This window comes from Streptomyces sp. BE20, assembly GCF_036322525.1.
In the GTDB taxonomy this organism is placed as follows: Bacteria; Actinomycetota; Actinomycetes; order Streptomycetales; family Streptomycetaceae; genus Kitasatospora.
On the sequence record NZ_JAQYWW010001017.1, the window covers coordinates 52267 to 65327 of the forward strand.

The window sequence follows — 13061 nt, forward strand, 5'->3', positions numbered from 1 at the left end:
GAACCTCGGCGGTCCGTCGCGGTCCCGCAACAGGTCGAAGGGCCCCGCCGGCTCGGCGGGACCCTTCGTACCGGTGGTGCCGGGTGCCCGGCCCCCGGGTCAGCCCTTGAGTTCGGCGGCGACCAGCTCGGCCAGCTGGACGGCGTTGAGCGCGGCGCCCTTGCGCAGGTTGTCGTTGGAGACGAACAGCGAGAGGCCGTTCTCGACCGTCTCGTCGGCACGGATGCGGCCGACGAAGCTCGGGTCGCGGCCGGCGGCCTGGAGCGGCGTGGGGATCTCGCTCAGCTCGACGCCGGGGGCGCCGTCGAGCAGCTCGGCGGCCCGCTCGGGGCTGATCGGGCGCTCGAAGCGGGCGTTGATCTGCAGCGAGTGGCCGGAGAAGACCGGGACGCGCACGCAGGTGCCGGCGACCTTCAGGCCGGGGATGCCGAGGATCTTGCGGCTCTCGTGGCGGAGCTTCTGCTCCTCGTCGGTCTCGTTGGAGCCGTCGTCGACGATCGCGCCGGCCAGCGGCAGCACGTTGAAGGCGATCGGGCGCTTGTAGACCTGCGGCTCGGGGAACTCGACCGCGGAGCCGTCGTGGGCGAGCGCGGAGGCGCCGTCGACCACCTTGGCGGCCTGGTCCTGCAGCTCGGCCACGCCGGCCACGCCGCTGCCGGAGACCGCCTGGTAGGTGGAGACGACCAGGGCGGCGAGTCCTGCCTCGTCGTGCAGCGGGCGCAGCACGGGCATGGCGGCCATGGTGGTGCAGTTCGGGTTGGCGATGATGCCCTTGGGCCGGTCGGCGATGGCCTGCGGGTTGACCTCGGAGACGACCAGCGGGACGTCGGGGTCGCGGCGCCAGGCGGAGGAGTTGTCGATGACGACGGCGCCCGCGGCGGCGGCCTTGGGGGCGAGCTCCTTGGAGGTGGAGCCGCCGGCGGAGAAGATCACGATGTCCAGGCCGGTGTAGTCGGCCGTGGCCGCGTCCTCGACCGTGACCTCGGTGTCCTGCCACGGCAGGGTGCGTCCGGCCGAACGGGCCGAGGCGAACAGCCGCAGCTGCTCCACCGGGAAGTTCCGCTCCGCCAGGATCTCGCGGACCACGCCGCCGACCTGACCGGTGGCCCCGACAATGCCGATCTTCATTTCCGACTACTCCTCTTGATCGTGCTGTTCACAGCCGCAACACTCCGCCCATCATGCCTTGTCACGGGCGGAATCCGGCCTGGTATTCCACGGTGTGAGAGGCCCGGACCCCTCAGTGGTCCAGACCAGTGGCCAGCTCCAGGGCCCGCGCGACCTCGGCCGGCCCGGCCGGCAGCAGCGGCAGCCGGACGTCCGGGGTCGGGATCCGCCCCTGCGCGTGCAGCACGCCCTTCACCACCGACGGGTTCGGCGCCGCGAAGGCGGCGAGCGCCAGCCCGGTCAGCCGGTGGCCCAGCGCACGGGCGCGTGCCGTGTCCCCGGCCTCCCACGCCTCCACCAGTTCGACGAAGCGCGCGGTGGCCAGGTGGGCGGCGGCGGGGATGCCACCGGCGGCGCCCAGGGCCAGCAGCGGCGAGAGGAAGGCGTCCTCCCCCGACAGCACCGCGAACCCCTCCGGCGCGGCGGCGAGCAGTTCCACCGCGGCCTGGTCCACCCCGCCGGTGGCGTACTTCACGCCCACCACGCCCGGCAGGGCCGCGAGCTCCAGCAGCGCGCCGGCCGACAGGTCCTGCCCGGTCCGGTACGGGATGTGGTAGACGACCAGCGGAACCGAACTCGCCTCGGCCAGCGCCCGGAAGTGCGCGACCGTCCCGGCCTCGCCGGGCCGCACGAAGGACGGCACGGTGACCAGCGCGGCGGTCACGCCCGGCACCCGCCCGGCGAGCCCCGCCAGCTCCGCCGCGGCGGCCCGGGCGTCCGGCCCGCCGGCGCCGACCAGCAGCCGGGCGCCCCGGTCGGCGCAGACCGCCGCGCAGACCTCGACGACCGCGCGCCGCTCGGCGTCGTCGAGGGTGGCCGGCTCCCCCGTGGTGCCGAGGGCCACCAGCCCGGCCGCGCCGGCGTCCAGCAGCGAGCCGGCCAGCTTCTCCAGCGCGTCGAGGGCGACCGAGCCGTCGGCCGCGAAGGGGGTGATCAGCGGGACGTGGATGCCGTGGAGAGCCGTGGTGTGTTCCATGACGACGATCCTGCGGCCGGCCGATCGCACAGGTCCAGTTCACATTTCCGAGGCTTCTCGTAAGCTGAGCCGATGCTCGACGTCCGACGCCTGCGCCTGCTGCGCGAACTGGCCCACCTCGGCACCATCGCCGCCGTCGCCGAGGCGCTCTCGTTCAGCCCCTCTGCGGTGTCCCAGCAACTGTCCGTCCTGGAGAAGGAGGCCGGCGTCCCGCTCCTCGAACGCACCGGCCGCCGGGTCGCCCTCACCCCGGCGGGTCTGAACCTGGTCCGGCACGCCGAGGCGGTGTTGGAGCGGCTGGAACAGGCCGACGCCGAACTCGCCCACGCCCGCGAGGGGTTGGCCGGCCCGCTCCGGATCGGCACCTACCCGTCGGCGGCCCGCGCGATCATCCCCGCCCTGCTCGCCGAACTGGCCGGCTGGCACCCGGGGCTGGAGCCGATGGTCACCGAGGTCGACCCGGCCGCCGTGGCGGCGGCGCTGCGCGCCGGGGAGCTGGACGTCGCCCTGGTGCACGAGTACGACCTGGTCCCGGCCGATCCGGAGCCGGGGCTGGCGGTGACCCGGCCGGTCTTCACCGAGCCGATGTACCTCGCGGCCCGGGGTCCGGGCAGCGTGGCCGACCAGCGCACCGAGCCCTGGATCCTCGCCCCGGCCGGCACCCTCTGCCACACGATGGCCGTCCGGGCCTGCGAGAGCGCCGGGTTCGCGCCCCGGATCCGCCACCAGATCGACGACTTCGCCACCGTGCTCGCCCTGGTCGCGGCGGGCCAGGGCGTGGCCCTGGTGCCCCACCTCGGCACCGCGGAGCCGCCGCCCGGCGTCACCCTCACCCGGCTGCCGATGTACCGCCGCACCCGGACGGCCTTCCGGGCCGGCGCCGGGGCCCACCCCGCGATCTCCGCGTTCGTCTCGGCCCTGTACACCGCCGTCCCGCCGGGGCTGCGCGGCTCGGCCTGAACGCACCGGGGCGCCCACCCCCGGAAGGGTGGACGCCCCGCTCGGCCCACGGCCGCACCGGGCCGGCCGCGGCCCGGCCGGCCCGGTCAGCCGGTCAGGGCCGGTCAGCCGGCCAGGCAGCTCGGCCCGAGCAGCTGCTTCAGGTCCCCGAACAGCGCCGGATCCGACTTCACCCGGTGCCGGTCCAGCCGCAGCACGGTCGTCCTGTCCCGCGCCTCCAGCCGCACCCGCACCTCGGTCGTCCCCCGGTGGCTGCTCAGCACCTCGCCGAGCCTGGCCACCAGCGGCGGCGTCACCTTCACGCTCGGGATGTTGATGATGATCGGCGCGTCGGCGTGCGCGTTGGACAGGTCCGGAACCGACAGCTCCATCCCCATCAGCCGCGGCACGTCCTCCCGCTTGTCCAGCTTGCCGCGGACGAACACCACCGCGTCCTCGACCAGTTGCGAGGAGACCAGCTGGTAGCTGGCCGGGAAGAACATGCAGTCGATCGAGCCCGCCAGGTCCTCGACCGTCGCGATCGCCCAGGCGTTGCCCTGCTTGGTCATCTTCCGCTGGAGGCCCGAGATGATGCCGCCGATGGTGACGATGGTGCCGTCCGGCCGTTCGGCGAGGTCGGCGACCGCGCAGTCCGCCTTGTCGGAGAGCACGTGCTCGATGCCGTGCAGCGGGTGCGAGGAGACGTACAGGCCGAGCATCTCCCGCTCCTGGGTCAGCAGGAACGACTTCTCCCACTCGTCCTCGGAGAAGACGACGTCCAGCCCGAAGCTCGGCTCGTCGGCGTCCGCGTCGCCGCCGAAGAGGTCGAACTGCCCCTCGGCCTCCTTGCGCTTGACCCCGACCACGTTGTCGATCATCGGCTCGAACTGCGCGGTCAGGCCCTTGCGGGTGTGCCCGAGCGAGTCGAACGAACCCGCCTTGATCAGCGATTCCACGGTCCGCTTGTTGCAGACCACCGACTCCACCTTGTCCAGGAAGTCGGGGAAGGAGACGAACTTCCCCTTCGCCTTCCTGGTCCGGATCATCGACTCGACGACCGGCCCGCCGACGTTGCGGATGGCGGTCAGGCCGAAGCGGACCAGGGTGTCCCCGTGCGGGGTGAAGTCGGAGTCCGACTCGTTGACGTCCGGCGGGAGCACCTGGATGCCCATCTTGCGGCACTCGTTGAGGTAGACCGCCGACTTGTCCTTGTCGTCCTTGACCGAGGTCAGCAGGCCGGACATGTACTCGGCCGGGTAGTTGGCCTTGAGGTACGCCGTCCAGTACGAGACCAGCCCGTACCCGGCCGTGTGCGCCTTGTTGAACGCGTAGCCGGAGAAGGGGACCAGGACGTCCCAGACCGCCTGGATCGCCGCGTCCGAGTAGCCGTGCTCGCGGCAGCCCCGCTGGAAGGGGACGAACTCCGCCTCCAGGATCTCCTTCTTCTTCTTGCCCATGGCGCGGCGCAGCAGGTCGGCCTGGCCGAGCGAGTAGCCGGCCAGGATCTGCGCGGCCTTCTGCACCTGCTCCTGGTAGACGATCAGGCCGTACGTCGGCTTGAGGATCTCCTCCAGGGGCTTCTCCAGCTCCGGGTGGATCGGGGTGATCTCCTGCTGGCCGTTCTTGCGCAGCGCGTAGTTGGTGTGCGAGTTGACGCCCATCGGACCGGGCCGGTACAGCGCCAGCACCGCGGAGATGTCCTCGAAGTTGTCGGGCTTCATCAGGCGCAGCAGCGAGCGCATGGGGCCGCCGTCGAGCTGGAAGACGCCGAGCGTGTCGCCGCGCGCCAGCAGCTCGTAGGTCGGTTTGTCGTCCAGGGGCAGATCAAGCAGGTTGATCTTGATGCCCTTGTTCTTCTCGATCGCCTTGACGGCGTCGTCCATGATCGTCAGGTTGCGCAGGCCGAGGAAGTCCATCTTGAGAAGGCCGAGGCCCTCACAGGTGGGGTAGTCGAACTGCGTGATGGTGACGCCGTCGGTGTGCCGGGTCCAGACCGGGATGTGGTCGGTCAGCGGCTCGGCGGACATGATGACGCCGGCGGCGTGCACGCCGGGCTGGCGGATCAGGCCCTCGATGCCGCGCGCGGTGTCGATGACCTTGCGCACGTCCGGGTCGGTCTCGTACAGCCCGCGGATCTCACCGGCCTCGCCGTAGCGCGGGTGGCTGGTGTCCGTGATGCCGGACAGCGGGATGCCCTTGCCCATGACGTCCGGCGGCATCGCCTTGGTGATCCGGTCACCCATCGCGTACGGATAGCCTAGGACCCGCGAGGAGTCCTTGATGGCGGCCTTCGCCTTGATGGTGCCGTACGTGACGATCATGGCGACCTTGTCGGACCCCCACTTGTCCGTCACGTACCGGATCACGTCACCGCGCCGGCGCTCGTCGAAGTCGATGTCGACGTCGGGCATGGAGATGCGCTCGGGGTTGAGGAAGCGCTCGAAGATCAGACCGTGCGGGATGGGGTCGAGGTCGGTGATGCCCATCGCGTACGCGACCAGCGAGCCGGCCGCCGAACCACGGCCCGGGCCCACCGCGATGCCCTGTTCCTTGGCCCACATGATGAAGTCGGCGACCACGAGGAAGTACGCCGGGAACCCCATCTGGATGATGGTGTCCATCTCGTACTCGGCGAGCTTCTTGTGCTCCTCGTCGTAGCCCTCGGGGAAGCGCCAGTCCATGCCCTTCCACACCTGGGACTTGAAGAAGTCCGCCTCGGACTCGAAGCCCTCCGGGATGGGGAAGCGCGGCATCAGGTTCTTGAACTCGAACATGCCCGCGGTGTCGACCCGGGAGGCGACCAGCAGCTGGCTGTTCCGGCAGCCCTCCTGCCAGGCGTCCGAGGAGTCCAGCCCGTACATCTCGGCGGCCGACTTGATGTAGTAGCCGGTGCCGTCGAAGCGGAAGCGGTCCGGGTCGGAGAGGTTCTTGCCGGTCTGCACGCAGAGCAGCAGGTCGTGGGCGCCGGCGTCGCCCTCGGTGGTGTAGTGCGAGTCGTTGGTGACCACCGGCGGGATGTTCAGCTTCTTGCTGATCTCCAGCAGCCCGTCCCGGACCCGCTTCTCGATGTCCAGGCCGTGGTCCATCAGCTCAAGGAAGTAGTTCTCCTTGCCGAAGATGTCCTGGTAGTCGGCGGCGGACTTGACCGCCTCGTCGAAGTGGCCCAGCCGCAGCCGGGTCTGCACCTCGCCGGACGGGCAGCCCGTGGTGGCCATCAGGCCGGCCGCGTGCTCGGCGATGATCTCCTTGTCCATCCGGGGCCACTTCACGAGCCAGCCCTCGGCGTACGAGCGCGAGGTCAGCTTGAAGAGGTTGTGCAGGCCCTCCCTGTTCCGGGCCCAGATGGTCTTGTGGGTGTAGGCGCCGGACGCCGAGACGTCGTCCTTCTTCTGGTGCGGCTGGCCCCACAGGATGCGCTTGGTGTTGGACCGGGACTCCGGGGCGACGTACGCCTCGATCCCGATCACCGGGGTGATGCCCGCGGCGGTGGCCTGCTTGTGGAACTCGGCCGCGCCGTACATGTTGCCGTGGTCGGTCATCGCGACATGGGTCTGGCCCAGCCGCTCGACCTCCTTGAACAACTGCTTCAGCCGGGCGGCACCGTCCAGCATCGAGTACTCGGTGTGGACGTGCAGATGCGCGTACGGCTGGTCGCTCAAGGCGGGGCCTCCGGAGGCTCGTGCTGTCTGGCTGGCCGGCGAACGCGCAGGTCACGGGCAGTGCGCCTGGAAACAGTTGCGGCCCGAGCCACTCCCGGGGCCCGGACCAGCACTCACGCGTTCACGCTCCTACTCTAGCCTCCGGACGCACCCGCCTCCGGCCACGCGCCGCGCCCCGAAGGATCGCCCATGCCTCACCAGCAGCCCACCGCCACCGACCGTGCCGAAACGGTACTCAGCGTCTTCGAAACAGCCTTCGGCGACCTGCTCGCCCAGGATCCGGCGGCGTTCCGGGTCAAGTTCCGGAAGATGGCGGCGTCCGCCTTCGCGTTCTACCGGGGCACCGCCGGCCTCTACTACGCGGACCTCACCACCGAGCCGTTCGCGTCCTTCGGCGCGCCGTTCCTCGACGAGCGCACCAGCCGGGTCTGGATCCACGGCGACCTCCACGCGGAGAACTTCGGCACCTACCTGAACGCCGAGGGCCGCCTGGTCTTCAACGTCAACGACTTCGACGAGGCCTACGTCGGCGCCTTCACCTGGGACGTCCAGCGGCTCGCCGCCTCCCTCGCGCTGATCGGCTACGCCAAGGCGCTCTCGGACGCGACGATCACCGAGCTGGTCACCGCCTTCGCCACCGCCTACCGGGCCCGGATCTCCGCCCACGTCACGACCGGCGACGCCGACCCGTACACCCTGGACACCACCACCGGCCCGGTCCTCGACACCCTCCGGCAGGCCCGGGTGCGGACCCGGGTCTCGCTCCTCGACGGCGACACCGTCGTCGAGGGCTACGACCGCCGCTTCCGCCTCGGCGGCGGCGCGATCGAACTCGACGAGCCCACCAAGACCGAGGTGCTGGCCGCGTTCGAGGACTACCTGACCACCCTGCCGCCGGCCTCCCGCACCCGCCCGGCCGCGCTGCGGGTCAAGGACGTCGTCGGCCGCCGGGGGATCGGCATCGGCTCGGCCGGCCTGCCGTCGTACAACCTCCTGCTCGAAGGGCACACCGACGCCCTGGAGAACGACGTGATCATCTACATGAAGCAGGGGCAGACCCCGGCCGTCTCGCGCCACGTCACCGATCCCACCATCGCCGACTACTTCGAGCACGAGGGCCACCGCACGGTCATCTCCCAGCGCGCCCTCCAGTCCCACAGCGACCCGTGGCTCGGGTACACGACGCTGCGCGGCCGCGGCCAGCTGGTCGCCGAGGTCTCCCCGTACGCGACGGACCTCGACTGGACCGACCTCAACGAACTGCCCGACCTGCTCGCCGTGACCAGGTACCTGGGCCGGGCCACCGCCACCATGCACGCGGTGGCCGACGAGTCCTCCAGCGGCCACACCCTGGTGCCGTTCTCCACCGAGCACGCCATCCACGAGGCCATTGCCCGCGACGAGGCCGGCTTCACCGCGATGCTCGTCGACTTCGCCCACGCCTACGGCGCCCGGGCCCGCGCCGACCACCAGCTCTTCGTGGACCTCTACCGCAACGGCCGCATCCCCGGCCTCTGATCAGCCGCCGGTCAGGGCCGCCAGCCGCTCCCCGGCGGCGGCCCTGACCTCGGGCTCCTCCAACGCGTCGTCCCGCAGGTAGGCGAGCCGCTCCCTGACGTCCGCCCGGTCCGGCGCCTGCCGCGCCCCGAGCAGCCGGGCGTCGGCCTCACAGTCCCAGAGACACTCCAGGTACACCTTGTCCAGGCCCGTCCGATCGATCTCCGCCAGCGCCTCCAGGTAGCTCACGCGCTCGTACGAGTGCGGCGTCCACAGCCAGAACCGCCGGAGCAGCGACACCGCGTCCCGGGCCGCCGTCCCGAACCGCCGCAGCCCGTCGGCCGTCCTCATCGGCCCGCACCACCGCCGCTCCACCCAGTCCCGTTCCAGGTCGGCGACCAGCACGGGAACGTCCTCGACCGTTCCGTGCTCGGCGAGCACGCCGTGACCCAGCAACCGCAGCCATCCGGGCTCCGTGAGGGCGGCCCACTCCCGGGCGGCGGGCACTGCCAGGGGCCCGAGCTTGTCGACCACCCCGATCAGCGGCCACAGGACGTACTTCCCGTCCGCCGTCCCCAGCGACGGCACCAGGGGGATCACCCCGGGCTCCGGACCCCGGTCGTCGATCACGTCGAGCGCGGCGGTCCTGCGTTCCTCCGACTCCCCGGGATCCGCCAGCAGCTCCAACAGCCCGGCGTTGTCGACGTCCGCCAACGGCTTCCGCTCCCGGGGCCCGTGCGCCGGCCCGGGCCCGGCCAGCTCCCACCGGTACCACGGCTCCCCCCAGCGGTCCTCCGGGTCCCGCTCCGCCCGCTCCCGCCCGGTCTCCGCCAGGTCGTCCCACCACTCCACCGGCCACCGGTGCGCCATCTCCTCCAGCGCCGCAACCCCGTGCTCCCCCTCCTCCACGTACTCCCGCAGCGACTCCCGGGCCTCCCCCGACCCGTCCAGCGCGAGCAGCGCCAACACCCGCGCGGCTCGCCCGCTCGCTTCCTCCCCCGCGCCGAGCCCCTCCACCACCGGCCCCAGCGGCAGCTCCAAGTCCCTCACCAGCCGGGCCAGATAGAGCCCCCTCTGGTCGACCGAGTCCCACCGCCAGTCCCACCGGACGCAGCCGTAGACGATCTCGGCAGCGGCCGCAGGATCCTCGACGGCCATCCGCGCCCCCAGCCCCCGCCCCCGCTGCACCAGCCCCGCCAACGTCGCCGCCGGCGCATACCGCCCCTCACTCATCACCATCCCCCCATCCTCCCCTCCACGGCACATCCCCCACGGCGCAGACCACCTCGACGGTGCCGGCCTCCAGGCCGTTCCCCTCACCTCCCCACCACACGGCCGCCTTCGTCGTGCACGACGAAGGCGGCCGGACCCCTGCGCGGGAAGTCGGCCGGGCCGACTTCCCGCGCAGGCAGGACAGCGGCGACCTCAGGCGGCCTGCTCGTCCAGCTCGGCGAGGAAGTCCAGGGCCACGGCCCACGTCCGCTCCGCCGCTTCGGCGTCGTAGTCGGCCAGGTCGGGGTCGGTGAAGACGTGCCCCGCGCCCCGGTAGCGGTGGATCTCCACGTCGGCGCCGGCCTTGCGCATGCCCAGGTACCAGGCGTTCAGCCAGTCCTCGGGCTCGAACGGGTCGGGCTCGGCGATGTGCAGCTGGACCGGGATCGAGGTGGCCGCGTCCTCGCGGATGTCGGACGTGCCGTGCAGGAGCAGCAGGCCGAGGGCCTTCTCGTCGGCGAGCGCGAGGTTCTGGGCGAGCGAGCCGCCGAGCGAGAAGCCCGCGTAGACGAGCGGCGCCCCGGAGCCCAGCAGCGGAGCGGCGGCTCCGACGGCCAGCCGCAGCAGCTCGTCGCTGCCGACCTCCTCCTTGTACGCCATGCCCTCCTCGACGTCGTCGAAGGTCCGTCCCTCGAAGAGGTCGGGGGTGTGCACGGTGTGCCCGGCGGCGCGCAGCCGGTCGGCGGCGGCGTGGACGGCGGGGCGCAGGCCGTACACGGAGTGGAGGAGCAGGATCTGTGCCACGGGCGGGACTTCCTTGCGACAGGGGGCCGGAACAGCCTCCCATCATCGCGCATGGCCGCCGGGTGGCCGAGCGCACCCGCCACGATGGCGGGACGCCACACCTCGGTGAAGCAGCGACGAACAGTCAGTTCAACGTATGGAACAGCGCATTACCGACCGGTAGCCTGTCCGCCGTGACTGACCTTGTCGATGACATGACCGCCGCCCGCCCGCACCGCCGCCAGGTGCTCAAGGCCACCGCCCTCGCGGCCGGCGCCGCCGCCCTGCCGCTCGCCCTCGGCACCTCGGCCCACGCCGCGACCGCCCCGCAGTTCCTGCACGGCGTCGCCTCCGGCGACCCGCTCCCCGACGGCATCCTGCTCTGGACCCGCGTCACCCCGGCCCCGGAGGCCGTTCCCGGCTCCGGCCTCGGTGCCGACACCGACGTGCGCTGGGAGCTCGCCACCGACAAGGGCTTCACCCGGCTCGCGGCAAGCGGCACGGTGACCACCACCGCCGCCACCGACCACACCGTCAAGGCGGACGTCCGCGGCCTCACCCCGGGCACCCTCTACTGGTACCGCTTCACCGCCGGCGGGACGGTCTCCCCCCTCGGCCGCACCCACACCACCCCGGCCGCCGACTCCGCCCTCGACCGGCTCCGCTTCGGCGTCGCGTCCTGCGCCAACTGGGAGGCCGGCTACTTCTCGGCGTACCGTCACCTGGCGGCCCGCGGCGACCTCGACGCCTTCCTCTTCCTCGGCGACTACATCTACGAGTACCAGACCGGCGAGTTCTGCGCCCGCGGCTCGGTGGTCCGCCCGCACGCCCCTGCCCACGAGATCCTCACCCTCGCCGACTACCGCACCCGGCACGGCCGCTACAAGACCGACGAGGACCTCCAGGCGCTGCACGCCCAGGTCCCGACGATCGCGATCTGGGACGACCACGAGTTCGCCAACGACGCCTGGTCCGGCGGCGCCGAGAACCACACCCCGGGCGCCGAGGGCGACTGGGCGGCCCGGGTGGCCGGCGCCAAGCAGGCCTACTTCGAGTGGATGCCGGTCCGTCCGTCCGTCGCGGGCACCACCTACCGCCGTCTGCGCTACGGCAAGCTCGCCGACCTGCACCTGCTGGACCAGCGCTCGTTCCGCTCCCAGCAGGTCAAGGTCGGCAACGGCGACGTCGACTCGGCCGAGCGCACCATCACCGGCCGCGCGCAGATGGACTGGCTGAAGTCCGGCCTCTCCGCCTCCGACACCACCTGGCGGCTGATCGGCAACGAGGTGATGATCTCCCCGGTCGCCCTCTTCGCCCTCCCCGACTACATCCTTCGCCCGCTGGCCAAGCTGCTCGGCCTGCCCGGCGAGGGTCTGGCGATCAACACCGACCAGTGGGACGGCTACACCCACGACCGCCGCGAGCTGCTCGGCCACCTCAAGGCGAACGGCATCACCAACACCGTCTTCCTGACCGGCGACATCCACTCGGCCTGGGCGTCGGACGTCCCGAACGAGGCCGCCACGTACCCGCTGTCCGGCAGCGGCGCGACCGAGTTCGTGGTCACCTCGGTGACCTCGGACAACATCGACGACATCCTGAAGGTCGCGCCGCAGACCCTCTCGCTGGTCGCCACCGCCGCGCTCCAGGCCTCCAACCGGCACATCAAGTGGGTCGACCTGGACTCGCACGGCTACGGCGTGCTGGACATCACCCCGAGCCGGACGCAGATGGACTACTACGTCGTCTCCGACCGGACCCGCAAGGACGCCACCACCAAGTGGACGCGCTCCTACCGCACCAGGTCCGGCACCCAGCAGGTCGAGCGCGTCTACTCGCCCGTCAAGTAGCCGCCGGCACGACGGCCCCGCCCGCCGGTCAGCGGCGGGCGGGGCCCCGCCCGAGGGCCCCGCCCGAGGAGCGCGGCCGGGGCGGTCAGGACACCACGTCCTTGCGGGCGAAGCCGCGGAACGCCAGCGCCAGCAGCACCACGGCGTAGGACAGCGACAGCGACACGCCCTGCACCATGCCGCCCCACTCCAGCTGCGGCTGCAGGGCGTCCGCCCACGCGTACTGCCAGTGCGCGGGCAGCCACGCCCGCAGGTCACCGAGCGCGGTGATGGCGTCCAGCACCCCGGTGATGATCGAGGCGAACACCGCCCCGCCCACGGCCCCCAGGGGCGCGTCGGTGGCGGTGGAGAGCCAGAACGCCAGCGCGGCGATCACGACCTCGCTCAGGAAGACGAACACCACCGCGACCGCCAGCCGGGGCAGTGCCTCCCCTGCCGTCAGGCTCGCGCCGGCCGGCAGCTTCAGGTCGCCCCACCCGTACGCGGCGGTGCCGACGCCCAGTCCGACCAGCGGCAGCAGGAGCACCGCGACCGCCGAGAACAGCAGCCCGACCGCGAACTTGCGGGCCAGCAGCCGGGCCCGGGGCACCGGCGCGGCCAGCAGGTACCGCAGCGAGGACCAGCTCGCCTCGGAGGCCACCGTGTCACCGCAGAACAGCGCGACCGGGATCACCAGCATGAAGCCGGTGCCCATGAAGAGCATGGTGGCCGCGAAGTTCGGCCCGGACGAGGTGGCCAGTTCGATGAACGTGGTCCGGTCGGCCCGGTTCGGGGTGCCGGCTACCTGGAACGCCGCCAGCACGATGAGCGGCATCGCGGCCAGCACGCCACCGATCACCATCGTCCGCCGGCGCCGGAGCTGACGGACCACCTCGACGCGCAGCGGCAGCGTCCGACCGGCCCGGTACCCGGGGGCGTGGTCCGGCGACACCCCGCCCGACGAGCCACCGGGCGAGCCACCGGACGACGACACCCCAG

General features: G+C 72.0%; 9 protein-coding genes. 3 read left to right on the top strand and 6 right to left on the bottom strand.

Annotation, left to right across the window (positions count from 1 at the left end):
- Nucleotides 1-99: 99 nt before the first annotated feature.
- Both PUR61_RS27525 and PUR61_RS27530 read right to left on the bottom strand, forming a co-directional pair.
- Nucleotides 100-1128, bottom strand: a complete 1029-nt coding sequence (locus PUR61_RS27525; protein WP_329882123.1) for an aspartate-semialdehyde dehydrogenase — start codon at nucleotides 1126-1128, stop codon at nucleotides 100-102.
- Between the two features lie 112 nt (nucleotides 1129-1240).
- Nucleotides 1241-2143 (bottom strand): dihydrodipicolinate synthase family protein, encoded by a 903-nt coding sequence (locus PUR61_RS27530; RefSeq protein ID WP_329882124.1) that lies wholly within the window; start codon nucleotides 2141-2143, stop codon nucleotides 1241-1243.
- 72 nt (nucleotides 2144-2215) lie between these two features.
- On the opposite strand from PUR61_RS27530, the gene PUR61_RS27535 reads away from it, so the two are divergent.
- Nucleotides 2216-3103, top strand: coding sequence for a LysR family transcriptional regulator (locus PUR61_RS27535; RefSeq protein WP_329882125.1), 888 nt, complete (start codon nucleotides 2216-2218; stop codon nucleotides 3101-3103).
- A 104-nt stretch (nucleotides 3104-3207) separates the two neighbouring features.
- Here the strand turns inward: PUR61_RS27535 and dnaE are convergent, their stop codons facing one another.
- Nucleotides 3208-6741: a DNA polymerase III subunit alpha gene (gene dnaE, locus PUR61_RS27540; protein ID WP_329882126.1), complete on the bottom strand. Its 3534-nt coding sequence runs from the start codon at nucleotides 6739-6741 to the stop codon at nucleotides 3208-3210.
- A gap of 189 nt (nucleotides 6742-6930) precedes the next feature.
- Between dnaE and PUR61_RS27545 the strand changes: the two genes are divergently transcribed.
- Nucleotides 6931-8259, top strand: a complete 1329-nt coding sequence (locus PUR61_RS27545; RefSeq protein ID WP_329882127.1) for a DUF2252 domain-containing protein — start codon at nucleotides 6931-6933, stop codon at nucleotides 8257-8259.
- Here the strand turns inward: PUR61_RS27545 and PUR61_RS27550 are convergent, their stop codons facing one another.
- Both PUR61_RS27550 and PUR61_RS27555 read right to left on the bottom strand, forming a co-directional pair.
- Entirely contained in the window at nucleotides 8260-9477 is a 1218-nt protein-coding gene (locus PUR61_RS27550; protein ID WP_329882128.1) for a hypothetical protein, read from the bottom strand. It lies immediately after the preceding gene.
- Between the two features lie 186 nt (nucleotides 9478-9663).
- On the bottom strand, nucleotides 9664-10254 hold the full coding sequence (locus PUR61_RS27555) for a dienelactone hydrolase family protein (protein ID WP_329882129.1): 591 nt from the start codon (nucleotides 10252-10254) through the stop codon (nucleotides 9664-9666).
- A gap of 194 nt (nucleotides 10255-10448) precedes the next feature.
- Here PUR61_RS27555 and PUR61_RS27560 point away from each other — a divergent pair, with 194 nt between their 5' ends.
- On the top strand, nucleotides 10449-12083 hold the full coding sequence (locus tag PUR61_RS27560) for an alkaline phosphatase D family protein (RefSeq protein ID WP_329882203.1): 1635 nt from the start codon (nucleotides 10449-10451) through the stop codon (nucleotides 12081-12083).
- Between the two features lie 85 nt (nucleotides 12084-12168).
- On the opposite strand, the gene PUR61_RS27565 is transcribed toward PUR61_RS27560, so the two are convergent.
- Nucleotides 12169-13056 (bottom strand): ABC transporter permease, encoded by an 888-nt coding sequence (locus PUR61_RS27565; RefSeq protein WP_329882204.1) that lies wholly within the window; start codon nucleotides 13054-13056, stop codon nucleotides 12169-12171.
- Nucleotides 13057-13061 lie beyond the last annotated feature (5 nt).

Excerpts from the sequence above, each read along its gene's own strand:
- PUR61_RS27530 (WP_329882124.1), bottom strand. The coding sequence starts at position 2,143 with ATGGAACACACCACGGCTCTCCACGGCATCCACGTCCCGCTGATCACC.
- PUR61_RS27525 (WP_329882123.1), bottom strand. The coding sequence starts at position 1,128 with ATGAAGATCGGCATTGTCGGGGCCACCGGTCAGGTCGGCGGCGTGGTC.
- PUR61_RS27550 (WP_329882128.1), bottom strand. The coding sequence starts at position 9,477 with ATGGTGATGAGTGAGGGGCGGTATGCGCCGGCGGCGACGTTGGCGGGG.
- PUR61_RS27535 (WP_329882125.1), top strand. The coding sequence starts at position 2,216 with ATGCTCGACGTCCGACGCCTGCGCCTGCTGCGCGAACTGGCCCACCTC.
- PUR61_RS27545 (WP_329882127.1), top strand. The coding sequence starts at position 6,931 with ATGCCTCACCAGCAGCCCACCGCCACCGACCGTGCCGAAACGGTACTC.
- PUR61_RS27560 (WP_329882203.1), top strand. The coding sequence starts at position 10,449 with ATGACCGCCGCCCGCCCGCACCGCCGCCAGGTGCTCAAGGCCACCGCC.